The following is a 16,358-nucleotide window of genomic DNA, read 5'->3' as shown; positions in this document are numbered from 1 at the left end:
TCAGTTGCAAAAATGCCCGTTCTTCATTAAAGGCTCGCCATGACCCAGATAGCCCATCACGACCGCCTCCTCATCATCGATTTTGGCTCCCAGGTGACGCAGCTTATCGCGCGTCGGCTGCGCGAACTGAACGTCTATTGCGAAATCCATCCGTATCAGAACGTCACCGACGCCTTTCTGGCTGACTTCAAGCCGCGTGCAGTGATCTTCTCCGGTGGACCGGATTCGGTGACGCGCGAGGGTTCGCCGCGTCCGCCGCAGTCGGTCTACACGCTGGGCGTTCCGGTTCTCGGCATCTGCTATGGACAGCAGGTCATGATGCAGGATCTCGGCGGCCAGGTCGAAGGCGGAAAGATTTCCGGCGGCGGCGGCACAGCAGAATTCGGCCGCGCCTATGTGACGCCAGCCGACCAGACCGATCCGTTTCTCAACGGCTGGTTTGCGGAAGGCCGCGAGCAGGTGTGGATGAGCCATGGCGACCATGTGAGCCGCATCGCTCCCGGTTTCGAGGTTTATGGCACGTCGCCCAATGCGCCTTTCGCGATCACTGCCGATCCGAAGCGGCATTTCTATGCCGTACAGTTCCACCCGGAAGTGCATCACACCCCGAATGGCAAGACGCTGTATGAAAACTTCGTCAAACTGGCGGGCTTCAAGGGCGACTGGACCATGGGTGCCTATCGCGCCGAGGCGATTGCCAAGATCCGGGCTCAGGTGGGTGACAAAAAGGTTATCTGCGGTCTTTCCGGTGGCGTCGATAGTTCAGTTGCTGCGGTTCTCATCCATGAGGCAATCGGCGAACAACTGACCTGTGTTTTCGTGGATCATGGTCTGCTGCGTCAGGATGAGGCCCAAGAGGTCGTCACCATGTTCCGGGACAACTACAATATCCCGCTGATCCATGCGGACGAACAGGACCTTTTCCTGGGCGAGTTGGAAGGCGTGACCGATCCGGAGGTGAAGCGGAAGACCATCGGTCGTCTCTTCATCGATGTGTTCCAGAAGCACGCGAACACCATCGAGGGTGCTGAATTCCTCGCTCAGGGCACGCTCTATCCGGACGTGATCGAAAGCGTCTCCTTCTCGGGTGGCCCATCCGTCACGATCAAGAGCCACCACAATGTAGGCGGCCTGCCGGAAAAGATGGGTCTGAAGCTGGTCGAGCCGCTTCGCGAACTCTTCAAGGACGAAGTGCGTGCGCTGGGCCGCGAGCTTGGGCTGCCGGAGAAGTTCATCGGCCGCCATCCCTTCCCCGGTCCCGGCCTTGCGATCCGCTGCCCCGGCGAAATTACCCGAGCCAAGCTGGAAATCCTGCGCAAGGCCGATGCGGTCTATATCGACCAGATCCGCAAGCACGGTCTTTATGACGAGATCTGGCAGGCTTTCGTGGCGATCCTTCCGGTGCGCACGGTGGGCGTGATGGGCGACGGACGTACCTATGACTATGCCTGCGCTCTGCGCGCCGTGACCTCGGTCGATGGTATGACAGCGGACTATTATCCCTTCACGCACGAATTCCTTGGTGAGACGGCAACCCGCATCATCAACGAAGTCGAGGGCATCAACCGCGTGACCTATGACATTACCTCGAAGCCTCCGGGCACGATCGAGTGGGAATGACCCCCAGAGAACAGTCAATCGAAGGCCGGGGATAAATTTCCGGCCTTTTTGCTGTCACATGCGCCAGACAACGGCGCCGCCGGACATGCCCGCACCTGCGGCCGTCATCAGCAGCGTTTCGCCGCCTTTGAACTGAGCTTGTGCATTCGCAATAGAAAGCGAAAGCGGAATGGTGGCGGCGGATGAATTGCCATACTCACCGAGCGTTCGGATGGAGAGATCTGTATCCAACCCAAGTCGCTCCTCCAGCGCATCGATGATACGACTATTGGCCTGATGCGGGATGAAACGATCAATGGAGGAGGGTGACAGGTTCGCGCTTGTCAGCGCCTTTGTCGCGCAATCTCCCATCATATCAACCGCCAGCGAAAAGACCTTGCGGCCATCACGCATCGACATCCGCGTTTCCTCCAGATCCATCGCCATTTCAAAGGGCTGGACAGACCCTCCTGCAGGAATGCCTATCAAATCGTAGTGGCCGCCATCGGTTGCAAGTTCGCATCCCAGCAGTCCGCCTTGCGCGCTCGGGGAAGGCGACAGAACCACAGCACCCGCCGCATCAGCAAACAAAATTGCGCTTGCCCGCTCCTGCCAGTTGATGCGGCGGCTCAGAATATTGGCGGCAACGACGAGTACCGGCTTTGCCTGCGTTCGCACAAATCCGTCAGCCAGAACGAGTGCCTGGATAAAGCCGGAACAGGCGCCAGCGAGATCCACCGCACCTGATTGTTTCAATTCCAGACGATGAGCCAGAAGCGGCGCTGACGGAGGCAGGAGATGATCCGGCGTGGAGGTGGCCAGCAGCACCATGCCAATATCGCGCCGATCTAGCCCTGACTGATGCAGCGCCATGGCCCCGGCCTTGGCAGCCATATCCGTCAATCGATCCCCAGGCATTGTCCAATGCCTTGCGCGGATGCCGGTTCGCCTCTCGATCCAGCCAGTCTCGAGATTGAAATGAGCCTCCAGTTCCGCATTCTCCACGCGGCGCTCGGGCACATGATGACCGAAGCCAGCCATACGACTCCCAGTCATAGAGCACCTCTTGCAAGCTGATCGATACCGTCCGAAATAGCGTCATAGGCAAGATCGAGATCGGTTTCTGTGACGCAATAGGGCGGCATGAGATAGATGACATTGCCAAGGGGGCGTATCAGAGCACCGCGCTCACGGAAGAAGCGCCGAAGTTTTGGCCCCACATCGGAGAGGTAACCGCTCGCCGGAACAGCCAGTTCTACAACCGCAATTGTTCCGATCTGGCGAATATCAGCAACGCCTGCATTGTTTTCGAAACGTCGCAGCCTCTCGCGATGCAGGGTCTCGACTATTCCGATCCGGTCCAGAACCGGTTCATTGCACCAAACATCCAGATTGGCGACCGCCGCCGCACAGGCGATCGGGTTGGCCGTATAGGACGAGGAGTGGAAGAAGGTCTTCCGGCGCTCTGTCGAGTAATGCGCCTCGAAGATCTCCGATGTCGCCAATGTGGCAGCCAGTGGCAATGCACCGCCCGTGATGCCCTTGGACAGACATAAGATGTCCGGCGCAACGCTCGCCTGTTCGCAGGCCAGCACTGTGCCTGTTCGCCCCCAGCCGGTCATCACCTCATCGGCGATCAGCAATACATCATGACGCTTGGTGATCTCCCGAAACTGGGCGAGAAGTTGCGGCGCGTAAATCTTCATGCCGCCTGCACCCAGCACAAGCGGCTCGATGAGAAGGGCTGCGGTCTGACCCGAACTGCAAAGGCGTTCCAGGGCATCCAGCGTCTGCTGCTCCTCGCCTGGATCGGGAAACGGGATCGTATCGACGCCGAACAGCAAGGGCTCGTAGGCGGCGTTGAACACGCCACGTTCTCCGGTCGACATCGTGCCGATCGTATCGCCGTGATAGCTGTGCTCCATCACCACAATGCGGGACCGCGTCAGGCCTCGATTGTGGAAGGTGCCGAGCGCCATCTTCAGCGCCACCTCGACCGCGGTTGATCCGCTATCGGAGTAAAACACGTGGTTCAGGCCCGCCGGTGCGAGCTTTACCAGTCCCCTTGCCAAATCCTCCGCCGGTTCATGGCTGTACTCGGCGAAGATGATCTGGTCATATCGGTCGAGCGCGTGGCGGATTGCCTGCATGATCAGCGGATGCCGGTGACCGTGGGTGATGACCCACCAGGAGGAGATCGCATCCAGCACGCGCCTGCCGCTTTCCTCGATGAGGTAGGCTCCGTCGGTGGCGGCTATCTTCTGGAGGGTTGGTTCGAGCGCGTGTTGCGTAAAGGGATGCCAGACGGGCGATGTCATGCCTCTCCTCCCACAAAGTCATTCAGATTGAAGTGGGCGCTGAAGGCTTGCCGCAATGTCTCAGGGTCCAGTCTGTCGAGCTTGGGCAGACGCCCGAGAACCCTGACCTTCCCCAGTTCGGAAATGATCGACTGGCTGTCGCGAACCTCATCGCCGATGAAGACAACGCCCAAAACCGGGATCCTTCGCACCCGCATGGCTTCCAGAGACAGAAGTGTGTGATTGATGGTGCCGAGCGCCGTTCGGGCGCAAAGTATGGTCGGCAACTGCCAGCGGGCGAAGACATCCGCATAGGTGATGCGTCGGGTCAACGGCACCAGAAGCCCGCCCGCCCCTTCGATCACCAATGGCCTTTCAAGCTGCGGCGGAACAAGCGCGAGCGGATCGATCTCGACGCCATCGATCTGCGCGGCCAGATGGGGAGAGGCAGGCGTCTTCAGCTTCCACGCCTCCGGTAGGATTCGAACCGGTTCGGCCCCGGCAAGACGCGCGACCAGTTCGCTATCGGTTTCCTCCTCCAGCCCGCTCTGCACCGGCTTCCAGTAATGGGCATCCAGCGCCTGTACGAGCGCTGCTGAGAATACGGTTTTCCCAATGCCGGTATCGGTGCCGGTTACGACGAAGGTTTTGCTCATCTCTCGTCTTCCAGAATGTGTGCCAGTTGATCGACCATTCGTTCAATCGTCCCCTGGTCGACGTTGAGGGTAATGGTGATGCGCAGCCGCGCCGTGCGCGCTGGCACCGTTGGCGGGCGAATGGCGCGAATATCAAATCCCGCCGATTGAAGCCGCTCCGCCACTCGAACAGCCTTGGCATCCTCCCCAAGGTGAATGGGAATGATCTGGGTTCTACTGGTCGAAATACCGAGGCGCTCGCCAATCCGCCGGTTCGCAAAGCTTGCAAGATCCTGAAGTGCCGTCCGGCGCTCCGGCCGCGACTGGACGAGCGTCAGCGCCTCCAGCACTGCAAGTGCCTGCAATGGCGGAGGGGCCGTGGCGTAGATGAATGGACGGGCGCGGTTGATCAGGAAGTCGCAAAGTGTGCGGCTGGCACCGACCAGACCGCCGAACGCACCCAGTGCCTTGCCGCAGGTGTGCAGTGTGATGACGTTCTCTCTTCCCTCCAGCTCCGCTGCAAGCCCACGACCATCCGGCCCGTGCACACCCGTCGCATGGGCTTCATCGATCACCAGAAAGGCATCGTGGCGATCCGCGATCTCCGCGAGATCGGCCAGCGGAGCGATATCGCCATCCATGGAATAGAGACTTTCAACGACAATCCAGGGATGCCCCTTGCCGCCTTCCTTTCTCCAAAGCCGGATTGCGTCTTCGAACGCCGCAGCTTCATTATGTGCAACACCTCGAACATCGGCGCGACTTGCCCGCATGCCGTCGTGCGCACTGGCGTGGACCAGCATGTCATGAAGGATCAGATCGCCAGGCTGCGGAAGCGTGGACAGGATGGCGACATTGGCACTGAAGCCACCACCAAAGTACAGCATCCGCTCTGAACCGAAAAACCGGGCCGCCGCTTCTTCCAGCGCCTGGTGTTCTTCATGATGTCCGCGCAAGAGGCGCGAACCACCGGAGCCTGTTGCGACGCCCCTATGCAAAGCGTCGATCAGTCGGGCAGCTAGCTCAGGGGAGCGGGCAAGGCCGAGATAGTCGTTGGAACTGAAATCTGCCCCTGCGGGAAGGTTCAGTCGGCGCAGACGCCCCCTTGATGCCAAAGCATCCAGTTTATCCTCAAAAGCGTTAGTGATCGTCACCATATTATAGATAATTCTTCGAAAGCCCTGTCCAATCAGGAGTATCTAGCCCAGTCGCAGAATTTTTTATAGATAAAAATTTGGTGGCAAAAAAGAAGGCGGACCGAGGCCCGCCTTTGTTGAGGTGACTGCGCTGGGAATTAGATGCACTCGTAGGAAAAACTCAGGAAATCGGCGGTCTTTGCGCGCCCTGTCACATCGAACGCGAACATGCCGGCAAAGGCTCCGGTGAAGGAACCGTGCTCCCCTCGACCGCCTTCATCGGAAACGACACCCGCGTCCAGAAGCGGACCAATCGGCGTCCAGTCCGCCTCCTGCGAAGAACGATAAAAGAATTGCAAGTCGTTCTCGCGAATTTCCATCGCGAGATGCACAGGTCCGTCGGGTACGGCAACGCCGCTTTCGATGGGAAACTGCATGCGGGCGTGCGGGAAATCACCGGGGCAGGAGAAGATCGTCACCACGCGTCCAAGCTTTTCATGCCATGTCACGACGAGAGCGTGAAACTTGTGACGGTTATAATAGTGAGTGAGTCCTGCCGCCTGCTGATAGGTTTCAGGCTCAAACTCCAGAACCGTCTCCGCGCGGAAACTATGATGTTCCTGCCTGCGCGCCACAAGCGCCTGTTCGAACCAGGAACCGATGCTTTCGCGCCCGATCAGCCGCAAAGCACCCGGCCGCTCCGTCAGCGAGAAGATGCGTGCCGGCTCAGGCGTGCGCAACCACTGGAAATCTTTCGGAAGCTCGGGCTGATCGAAGGAATAATCAATCCGAATCGGCTGTTTCAACGGCTCCACATCCTTGGGCGCGGGCACATGCACTGCTGGCACGGCGCTGCCATGGGCCAAATACAGCCAATCGTCACGCCAGACGCATTTTTGAAGTGCCGTTTCACGCCCCAGCGTGCAGCGGCGTTTAGGGGCCATCGGGCGTCCGCAGAGATGCGTGTGATAGGCCTCACCATCCGGTGTCTCGACATATTGGCCATGCCCGGCTCGCTGAAGCACGGCGTCCGGCGCATCCTTGGAGGTGATGAGATGCACATCCGGATGCATCTCATAGAGGCCATCGATCTGCCTGGAGCGCGCCATGGTCACCGCATGGTCATAGCCGGTGCCGCCTTCCGCGGTGGTGAGATAGTACCACCCATTGCGCTTGAAGAGGTGCGGCCCTTCCACCAGCCCCAGCAGGCTGCCGGCAAAGATGTTCTTGATCGGCCCTTTGAGGCTTTGCGTCTGCGCATCCCATTCCTGCAGGAGGATGCCATCGAAGGCCGGATGTTTGGGCGCACCGCCATAGCTTTCGGTGCGGTGGTTCCATTGCATGTTCAGGAACCACTTGCGCCCGTCATCATCGTGAAAGAGCGACGGATCGAAACCGGAGGAGTTCACATAGACAGGATCCGACCAGTCGCCTTCGATCGTCGGTGAGGTCACGATGTAATTGTGGGCATCCTTGAAATTACCATCCAGCCGCTTCACGTCGGTATAGACCAGCCAGAACAGACCATCGGCATGGGAAAGGCACGGCGCCCAGATGCCACAGCTATCCGGGTTGCCACGCATATCCAGCTGGCTTTTGCGCTCCAGCGGGCGGCGCACCAGCGTCCAGTTCACCAGATCGCGGGAATGGTGGATCTGAACGCCCGGATACCATTCGAAGGTCGAGGTCGCGATGTAATAGTCCTCACCCACCCGGCAGATGGAGGGGTCCGGGTTGAAACCGGGCAGGATGGGATTGCGGATCATGTCGTCTCCTCCTCAAAGTGCCTGCAAGCCGGTCTCACCTCCTCAAGCGGGACCGGCTTGTCTTGCATCCTACCGCAAAAGCGCCAAGGCCCCGTCGATACCGAGCGCTGCTGGCTGGGTGCAGGTGGTCGTCATATCGATGAAGCGCCCTTCCTCGCCCGATTTCAGGATCGAGGTCATGACATCGATGCCGTGCAGGGCACGGTCCAGAGAGCAGCGCGCGTCGCGGCCTTCGATCAATGCCATGGCCATGTCGGCAAGACCTGCGGTCCGGTAGTTGGCGCGCGGGCCACGCGGGCTTTCCTGATTGTCCTTGGCGAAGGGGTGATCCCACATGTCCAGCGGCTGGATATCCATGTTGCGGCCGGATGTTTCCACCTTGCCGCCGAAGAAGTTCGGGTCCGGCACATAGATGGAGCCCTCGGTGCCATAGAGCTCCATATTGGCATGGCGGTGAGACCACACATCCCAGCTTGCCGACAGGGTGATGGTCGCCCCATTCTGGAATTCCAGAAGCGCATGGATATTGGTTGGCGTTTCCACGGGGATCTGGGTTCCGGCCAGCGGCTGGCTGGTAACGGTGCGGGTCGGGTTCGCCATAGATGTCAGCGCACCAACGCGTTTGACCGGTCCAATGAGGTTGATGAGGTTTGCAATGTAGTACGGGCCGAGATCAAGAATGGGACCACCGCCGGCCAGGAAGAAGAAGCCGGGGTTTGGATGCCACATTTCCATGCCGGGGCTCATGACATGGCAGGTGCCGGACGTGATGCGCCCGACCGCGCCATCGTCTATCGTCTTGCGCGCAAGCTGGTGCGACCCGCCCAGGAATGTGTCCGGCGCGCAACCGATCGCAAGGTTCTTCGCCCTGGCAAGCGCCCGCAATTCCTCGCCTTCTTCCAGCGAGAGCACGAGCGGCTTCTCGGAATAGACGTGCTTGCCCGCCTCCAGAATGGCCTTGGAAACGGAAAAATGCGTCGCCGGGATCGTGAGGTTGACGATGACGTCCAGTTCGTCATTCGCCAGCAACTCGTCCACGGTCTGCGCCGTCACGCCGTATTCCTCGGCGCGCAGTTGCGCCGCATTGGGGTTGATGTCTGCACAGGCCAGCATCTTCAATCCCTTGAAGAGCGGGGCAAGCGACAGATAGGTGGTCGAGATATTGCCGCATCCAATGATGCCGACGCCGAGTTCCTTGGTCATGGAGGTCTCCGTGCCCGATCTTTGTTAGTAGGTCTTGAAAGAGGTCATCGAGCGCGTGATCAGGCGGTCGAGATCCTTCGGGTTGTCGTGCTCGAGCACGAAATGCCGGGCAGAGGTCAGGCGCAGTTTCGCCATCAGGTCCCGCCAGGGAACGATGCCGTGCCCTACGTCTGTCCAGCCATCCTCATCGGTGTTTTCACCGGCAGGCGCGATGTCCTTCACATGGACGGCATGAATGCGCTTGGCTTCCTTTTCGATCCAGCTGAAAGGATCTGCCTTGCCGCGCACCACCCACGCGATGTCCGCCTCCCAGGCGAGATCCGGTCCACCGGCAAAAATCTGTTCCTGCGGGGTGGAGCCGTCTTCCAGCGCCTGAAATTCGAAATCATGGTTGTGCCAGCCGAAGACAAAACCGGCATCCTGATAGCGCTTGCCAGCTTCTCCCAGTCTTTGGCCAAAGGCGTGCCAGCCCTTGGCGTCCGCAGGCCGCTGATCGGGCATCAGATAAGGGCAGTAGATCGCTTCGATACCAAGGGCTTTTGCGATCTTGAGCGCCTGTTCCGGATCCTTTTCCAGAAGATCGAGGCCAAAATGGCCTGTCGGCATCGTCAGGCCGTTTGCATCCAGATCGGCGCGAAGAGCCTGAAGTGCGGCATCGTCCATCGTGGCATAGATGCCGCCATAGCCTTCAACCGTCTTATAACCAGCTGCCGCGAGCTTCTTGAGAGTTTCGGACAGGGGCGGAAAGTTGCGGGCACTGTAGAGCTGAAAGCCAAGGTCAGTCATGTCATCCTCCCGGGCTGAGAGCAGCCCATGTTCATCAAAGGTTGGTCTGCTCGCTCAGGAGCAGGATTGCAGGTCGTAGAGGCGGAAACTCGGCTCCGCCGCTGCGGGATCGGAAGGGGTGAAGGTGATGCGGCGGGTTTCTCCCGCGGCAAGGTCGAATACGTTGTCGGAGAAGCGTCCTGGCGTTTCGCTCTCGATCATCACGTAAAGCGCAAGGCCTGCCGATTGCACGGTGAGGTCATAACCACCTGTCGGCGCAGGCTGAACATCAAGGCCAAGCCCTGCCGGTTGCAAATCCAGCGACTTGTAGGTGCCGTGTACATGGTGGCCTTCGCCTCCCATGCCATTGCTCGCCGTGAAGCTCCAAGCCAGAAGACTGCCAGCGGGAATTTCAGAAGCGGCAACAGTTGTCGCAATGACCGCCGCGTCCGGTGTGCAGACGGCATCCAGGCGCTTCAATTCAGTGCGCTCCCCATTCAGCGAAAGCAGCGACAGACTGAGCGACACCGTCACATCGTCCATTGTGTCATTGACCAGCGAGAGCCGGATCTCGGAACCATCTTCGGAGGGAATGGCTGCAACATTCACGGGCTGGAAGAAGCGGCGGGCGACATAGTGAAGTGCTTTCCAGCCGCCGCCATAGTCGAGGCTCGACCAGGAGGCGACAGGCCATGTATCGTTCAGCTGCCAATAAAGCGTGCCCATGCAATGGGGTTTCAGAGAGCGCCAGTAATCGACGGCCGTCCTGATGGCGAGCGCCTGCTGGATCTGACTGAGGTAGACGAAATTGGCAAAGCCTTCCGGAAAGCGGAAGTAACGGAACATTGTCGCGGCGATCCGCTCATTGCCGCCCACGTTTTTCTGATGCAGCTCGATGACCGGAGAGGCGATATTCATATCCCCCTCCCTCGCATAGGTGCGAATGACGGGCAGCGAGGTGTAGGACTGGAAGCCGAACTCCGAACAGAAGCGCGGCCTGACCTTGCGATAATCCTCGAACGGCTTGTTTTCGTGCCAGACAGACCAGTAATGCATATCGCCGGAGCCATCGGCATGCCAGGCATCGCCATAGTCCATATAGCCCGTGGCAGGACTGGACGGCCACCAGAGCGCATCGGGTGCAGCTTTCAGAAGCGCCTGCTCTATGGTTCTGTTCAGCCGATCATAGGAGACCAGATATCGATCGCGGTTCTCGATGGATTGCTTGAACCAGGTAAGCGCCCCGACCAGCTCGTTATCGCCGCACCAGAGAACGATGGACGGATGCGTGATGAGGCGTCGCACCTGATAATCGACTTCCGCCGCGACATTCTCCAGAAAATCGGGCGTGGAGGGGTAGAGATTGCAGGAGAACTGGAAATCCTGCCAGACCATCAGCCCCATCTGGTCGCAGAGGTCGTAGAACCAGTCCGCTTCGTAAAAGCCGCCGCCCCAGACACGGATCATGTTCATATTGGCATCGACAGCAGACTGCAGCAGGTCGCGCGTCTTTTCGTAACTGGTCAACGAATACAATGCGTCGGCAGGGATCCAGTTCGCTCCCCGGCAGAAGATCTCACGACCGTTGATGCGAAATGCAAAGCGGCTGCCGGCCTCATCCTTGTCCGTCAGCAGTTCCACCTGGCGCAAGCCGATCTGCCGGATAACGGTTTCGGACGGAATTTCGACGGCCAGTTCGTAGAGCGCCTGTTCACCACTGCCAGACGGCCACCAGAGTTTTGGCGCATCGATATGAAAGACATGGCTTACTGTATTTTCGCCGGGTCTTAATCCCATATCGAGGCGCACCCGGTCTTCGCCAAACGAGAAGAAGATGGGCGTCGTACCGGGAAATTTCGCAAACAGCGTAACGGTGACGCTGACATCTACGCCGTCCGCCGTGTGGGTTTGACGCGCCGCCACGCTTTCGATGCGGGATTCTTCCAGCTTTTTCAGCGCAATGGTGCCGTAGAGGCCCAGTGGCGCAATCGCGATATTCCAGTCCCAACCAAAATGGCATTGCGGTTTGCGCAGCATATTGCCGTTGGGAATGGGGGAGTTGCCTTCGTGATAGGGCACGAAGAAGGGCTGCTTTGCCTGCCGATCCGCCCCCTCGCGAATACTGGAATGAAACAGAATGCGAATTCTGTTCTCGCCGGTGCGCAAGCTGCGGGAGACATCTGGACGCCAGCGCCGGAAGCAATTGTCAGCTTCCAGCACAACCTCGCCATTGATTTCGACAGTCGCGACCGTATCGAGATCAGTGATGTCGAGATACCAGTCGCCCCCGGCATCCTCGAGAACGAAGTCCTGCTCGATCTGCCAGTCCTGTTCCGCAACCCATCGAAGGTCGAGTTCATTGCGCCCGAAATAGGGATCAGGAATGAGCCCCGCATTTTTCAGGGCCGTATGCACATCACCCGGAATGGGCATCAGCGCCTGCGTTGCATCGTCCAGAGACGAAAGCCGCCAGTTTCCTGACAGATCGATGATCGACTGCGACATGGGATCCTCAGATGCGGTCTTCGGTTTGCGCGTCAAACAAGGATGCAAGTCGCATATCGAAGCTCATACGAACCTGCGAACCGGGCGCATATCGTCGCGCACCGGCAATGCGGACAGACATGGTATGACCTGCATGCTTGAGCCAAAGGAGATTGTCCGCTCCCATCGGCTCTTCGATATCAACGACTGCCTGATGAAGTTCCCGATCGGCTTCCGGCTGGTCGATGCCGATATGCTCCGGACGCAGACCAAGCACGACTTGGCGACCAGCGGCCAGCGGACCGTTTGCCTCATAGCCATCGAGCAGAAAATCGACACCGTTGGTGCGAAAGACAGTCTTGCCGCCCGTCTCTATCAGTTCTCCCCGCAGAAAGTTCATCGACGGCGACCCGATGAAGCCTGCCACGAAGAGATTCCTCGGCTTGTTGTAGATGGCGATCGGATCATCAAGCTGCTGGATGACACCATTCTTCATGATGGCAATTCGGTCTGCCAGCGTCAGCGCCTCGATCTGGTCGTGAGTCACGTAGATCATCGTGTTCTTCAGGCTCTGATGCAGACGCTTGATCTCGACGCGTAGTTCCGAGCGGAGCTTGGCGTCGAGGTTCGACAGCGGCTCATCGAAGAGGAAGACATCCACATCACGTACCAATGCGCGACCGATGGCAACGCGTTGACGCTGACCGCCGGAGAGAGCGGCAGGGCGACGCTTCAGAAGCGGCCCGATTTGCAGGATCTCCGCAGCACGGGCAACGCGTTTGTCGATCTCGGGCTTTGGTACTTTCGCAACCTGAAGCCCGAAGGACAGATTTTTCTCGACCGTCATCTGCGGATAGAGCGCATAGGACTGGAACACCATGCCGATGCCGCGATCCTTCGGTTCTTCCCAGGTGACGTTCCGATCCTTGATGAAGATCTGGCCTTCGGTTGGCTCCAGCAATCCGGCAATACAGTTCAGAAGGGTAGATTTCCCGCAACCGGATGAGCCCAGAAGAACGATGAACTCGCCATCGCGAATATCAAGGTTCAGATCCTTGAGAACGGTCACGGCTCCGAAGGAAAGCGAAAGATTACGAATTGAAACGCTATTCGCCATGAAGATCAGCCCTTTACTGCGCCGGCGGCAATGCCGCGGACAAACAAGCGCCCGGAGACGAAGTAAACGATCAACGGTACGGCACCAGTCAGCAGAGTGGCTGCCATGTTGACGTTGTACTCCTTCACGCCCTGGACGGAGTTGACGATATTGTTGAGCTGCACGGTCATCGGATAGCTATCCGGGCGGGTGAAGACGACACCGAACAGGAAGTCGTTCCAGATGCCGGTCACCTGCAAAATCATTGCTACGACAAAGATGGGTAGCGCCATGGGCAGCATGATGCGGAAATAGATCTGCCAGAACCCTGCGCCATCGATACGAGCGGCCTTGAACAGTTCTTCCGGCAAAGACGTGAAGTAGTTTCGGAAGAGAAGTGTCAGGATCGGCATACCGAAGATTGTGTGAACAATCACAAGGCCGGTCAGCGTGCCGTAGATGCCCAGTTCACGCAGAATGATGACAATGGGGTAGATCATCACCTGATAGGGAATGAAGGCGCCGACGATCAGGATCGAGAAGAACAGTTCCGAACCCTTGAAGCGCCAGTTCGCCAATGCATATCCACTGACGGACGCGACAGCGATGGACACCAGAACAGAAGGCACCAGAATGCGGACTGAATTCCAGAAGCCGCGTGAAAGGCCATCGCAGTTCAGACCGGTGCAGGCGCTGGCCCAGGCCTTCGCCCAGGGCTCGAACGTAATTTCCATCGGTGGCGAGAAGATATTGCCCATGCGGATTTCGGGCATGCCCTTCATGGAGGTGACGAACATCACGTAAAGCGGCAGCAGATAATAAAGTGCTGCGACGATCAGCAGGCCGTAGAGAATGATGTTGCGCCTTGAGAGCACCTTGCGCGGTTTGCGTCCGTTGGGGCCAGCCACCTGGGGTGAGACCGCATCGAAACCGGCCGCCGTGCTGTTGAGGGTGGAGATGTTAGCCACGCTTCTTCCCTCCGAATTCGAGATAGGCCCAGGGGATGATGATGATGGCGACCGTGACCAGCATCATAGTGGAGGCTGCAAATCCCTGACCGAGGTTCTGCGCCTGGAACATGTAGTCGTAGACGTATTTCGCAGGAACTTCGGAGGCGATACCGGGGCCACCGCTGGTCTGCGCCACCACGAGATCGTAGACCTTAACGATACCGGATGCGATCAGCACCAGCGTGGTGATAAAGACGGGGCGCATCATCGGAATGATGATCAGAACGTAAGTCTTCCACATCGGAATGCCGTCGACTCGAGAAGCCTTCCAGATATCCTCGTCTATGCCGCGAAGACCGGCCAGCATGAGGCACATGACAAGCCCGGTTCCCTGCCAGAGACCGGCGATCAGGATGCCGTAGATGACGATATCGGAATTGTAGAGCGGATCAAACTCGAACGTGGACCAGCCGAGGCTGCGTATAATGGACTGGACGCCGAATTCCGGGTTGAGGATCCATTGCCAGACCAGCCCCGTCACGATGAAAGACAGCGCGAAGGGATAGAGAAAAATGGTTCTGAACGTGTTCTCGAAACGGATTTTCTGGTCCATCAGCGCGGCGAGAACAAAGCCGATCACAAGGCTGAAGATCAGGGACAGAATGCCGTAGATGGCCAGATTCTGGATCGAGATGATCCAGCGGGGAGCAGCCCAGAGGCGCTCGTATTGATCAAGCCCGACGAAGCTGAGGCGTGGCAAAAGGCCCGAACGCGTGAATGAGTAGACAACGGTCCAAACCGTCCCGCCCAGGAATACGACGAGCGCAACAAGCATCATCGGGATCAGGGCAATTTTCGAATTCAGATTTTTGAACAACTGGCTGGGGCGGCCAGCCGAAGAGTGTGGCGTCATGAAGCAAGACCTCCGCATCGAAAACGGGCAGAGCAGGCGGATCGGGGCCGGACCCGCCGTCTCTTCATTCTCGTCCTGTGTGGGGCAGAGAGCCGACCGCTTCCGATGGAAAGAAACGACCGGCCCTCCCTGGGGTGATCAGTTCGCCGATGCGATGATGTCGGCGAAACGCTTCTGCGCCGCTTCCGGCGTGATCGATTCGTTTGCGAAGAACTGCGAGAACAGGTCTTCCTTCTGCTTCTGCGTGTCAGGCGAGAGAAGCTGGTCAGTACTGGACAGAATATTGCCCTTTGCCAAGACCTCGAGACCCTTCTTCATGCAGTCGTTGGCCGCCGAAAGATCCACGTCGCCGCGCACCGGTAGCGAACCCTTCTTCAGGTTGAACGCGACCTGAACCTTGGGATCAACGATCGTTTCCGCCAGTTTGTCCTGCGCCTCAGATTTTGCCTTGTCCTTCAGGACAGGGAAATAGAAGGCATCGCCACCGGCTGTCAGGTACTGGTTCAGACCCAGGCCGGGCAAGCAGGTATAATCCGTACCGGCCTTCTTGCCTGCCAGCTGGAACTCGCCCTGCGCCCAGTCACCCATGATCTGGCCACCGGCCTTGCCGGTGACGACCATATTGGTGGCCTGGTTCCAATCCTGCACATTGGTGCCCTTGGCGAGCTTGCGCGCTTCATTGGCCGCCTTGAAGATGGCTGCCATTTCCGGGCCTGCGGCAGCCTTGGCGTCCTTGTCCTTGAAGACCTTCATGTAAAGGTCCTTGCCGCCCAACGAAATGATGAGCGTATCGAAGGCGCCGGTTGCCTGCCAGGGCTGACCGCCAAGCGCCAGCGGCTGGATACCGGCCTTCTGGAGCGCCGGACCTGCCGCTACAAACTCGTTCCAGTTCTTCGGAACCTCCACGCCAGCCTTCTTGAAGGCCTCATTGGAGAGCCAGAGCCACTGCCAGGAATGAATGTTGACCGGGGCGCAATAGATCTTGCCCTTGATCGTGCAGCTTTCCAGCAGGCTGGCGGGCTTGATGATGTCCTTCCACTTGCCCTTTTCCGCAACCGCCGTGAGATCGCGCATCAAACCGGCCTCCACCAGTTCCTGCGCTTGACGACCGTGGTTGAACTGGGTCGCACCCATGGGATCGCCGCCGGTGATCCGGCTGATCATGATCGGACGGGCCGTACCGCCAGAACCGGCGATAGCACCATCCACCCATTTGTTGCCCGTTGCGTCGAACCCTTTCGCAAGTTCCTTGACCGCGGCTGCTTCGCCGCCGGACGTCCACCAATGTGTGACTTCGAGGTCCGTTGCAGCAGCCTGAGCTGCCGGCAGCATGACGCCCGCCACGAGAATAGCTTTCAATGCACGCAAATTCATGAGTCTCCTCCCTCACTGAAACGTTGCCGTAAAAAAAGCTATGCGAGTTTCGGGGCGAGCGCAACGGCCTAGCGATCAAAAAATTATCAAATTCTGAATTTCTATTTTTGATTGTATTAAGAGAATTCCCATCGATCCCT

Annotated in this window: 13 protein-coding genes; 1 reads left to right on the top strand and 12 read right to left on the bottom strand. The window is 58.5% G+C overall.

The window, feature by feature from the left end:
- Positions 1 to 39 precede the first annotated feature (39 nt).
- Positions 40 to 1,620 carry a glutamine-hydrolyzing GMP synthase gene (guaA, locus tag ASD54_RS13555; RefSeq protein ID WP_062555128.1) on the top strand — a complete coding sequence of 527 codons (1,581 nt, stop codon included), beginning with the start codon at positions 40 to 42 and terminating at the stop codon, positions 1,618 to 1,620.
- Positions 1,621 to 1,674: 54 nt separating this feature from the next.
- On the opposite strand, the gene ASD54_RS13550 is transcribed toward guaA, so the two are convergent.
- From ASD54_RS13550 to ASD54_RS13495, 12 genes are all read right to left on the bottom strand, one after another.
- The gene (locus ASD54_RS13550; protein ID WP_062555127.1) at positions 1,675 to 2,655 is read right to left on the bottom strand and encodes a beta-ketoacyl-ACP synthase III; all 981 of its coding nucleotides are present in this window, start codon (positions 2,653 to 2,655) and stop codon (positions 1,675 to 1,677) included.
- On the bottom strand, positions 2,652 to 3,917 hold the full coding sequence (locus ASD54_RS13545; protein ID WP_062555126.1) for an adenosylmethionine--8-amino-7-oxononanoate transaminase: 1,266 nt from the start codon (positions 3,915 to 3,917) through the stop codon (positions 2,652 to 2,654). Before ASD54_RS13545 ends, ASD54_RS13550 begins: the two co-directional genes overlap by 4 nt.
- Positions 3,914 to 4,552, bottom strand: coding sequence for a dethiobiotin synthase (gene bioD / locus ASD54_RS13540; RefSeq protein WP_062555125.1), 639 nt, complete (start codon positions 4,550 to 4,552; stop codon positions 3,914 to 3,916). The genes ASD54_RS13545 and bioD overlap by 4 nt, the downstream gene beginning before the upstream one ends.
- A complete protein-coding gene (locus ASD54_RS13535; RefSeq protein ID WP_062555124.1) occupies positions 4,549 to 5,688 on the bottom strand; it encodes an 8-amino-7-oxononanoate synthase in 1,140 nt (379 codons plus the stop codon). The genes bioD and ASD54_RS13535 overlap by 4 nt, the downstream gene beginning before the upstream one ends.
- 137 nt (positions 5,689 to 5,825) lie before the next feature.
- Complete coding sequence (locus tag ASD54_RS13530; protein WP_062555123.1) at positions 5,826 to 7,433, bottom strand: glycoside hydrolase family 43 protein; 1,608 nt, start codon at positions 7,431 to 7,433, stop codon at positions 5,826 to 5,828.
- A 69-nt stretch (positions 7,434 to 7,502) separates the two neighbouring features.
- Positions 7,503 to 8,636, bottom strand: a complete 1,134-nt coding sequence (locus tag ASD54_RS13525) for a Gfo/Idh/MocA family oxidoreductase (RefSeq protein WP_062555122.1) — start codon at positions 8,634 to 8,636, stop codon at positions 7,503 to 7,505.
- Between the two features lie 24 nt (positions 8,637 to 8,660).
- Complete coding sequence (locus ASD54_RS13520; protein WP_062555121.1) at positions 8,661 to 9,422, bottom strand: sugar phosphate isomerase/epimerase; 762 nt, start codon at positions 9,420 to 9,422, stop codon at positions 8,661 to 8,663.
- Positions 9,423 to 9,476: 54 nt separating this feature from the next.
- A complete protein-coding gene (locus ASD54_RS13515; RefSeq protein ID WP_062555120.1) occupies positions 9,477 to 11,906 on the bottom strand; it encodes a glycoside hydrolase family 2 protein in 2,430 nt (809 codons plus the stop codon).
- Between the two features lie 7 nt (positions 11,907 to 11,913).
- A complete protein-coding gene (locus ASD54_RS13510) occupies positions 11,914 to 13,002 on the bottom strand; it encodes an ABC transporter ATP-binding protein (RefSeq protein WP_062555119.1) in 1,089 nt (362 codons plus the stop codon).
- 5 nt (positions 13,003 to 13,007) lie between these two features.
- Complete coding sequence (locus ASD54_RS13505) at positions 13,008 to 13,949, bottom strand: carbohydrate ABC transporter permease (protein WP_062555118.1); 942 nt, start codon at positions 13,947 to 13,949, stop codon at positions 13,008 to 13,010.
- A complete protein-coding gene (locus ASD54_RS13500; RefSeq protein ID WP_062555117.1) occupies positions 13,942 to 14,844 on the bottom strand; it encodes a sugar ABC transporter permease in 903 nt (300 codons plus the stop codon). Before ASD54_RS13500 ends, ASD54_RS13505 begins: the two co-directional genes overlap by 8 nt.
- 138 nt (positions 14,845 to 14,982) lie before the next feature.
- A complete protein-coding gene (locus ASD54_RS13495) occupies positions 14,983 to 16,218 on the bottom strand; it encodes an ABC transporter substrate-binding protein (RefSeq protein WP_062555116.1) in 1,236 nt (411 codons plus the stop codon).
- Positions 16,219 to 16,358: the final 140 nt, after the last annotated feature.

The organism is Rhizobium sp. Root149, assembly GCF_001427345.1.
Taxonomy (GTDB): Bacteria; Pseudomonadota; Alphaproteobacteria; order Rhizobiales; family Rhizobiaceae; genus Neorhizobium; species Neorhizobium rhizoryzae.
This window is presented reverse-complemented; position numbering and strand designations above follow the sequence as displayed.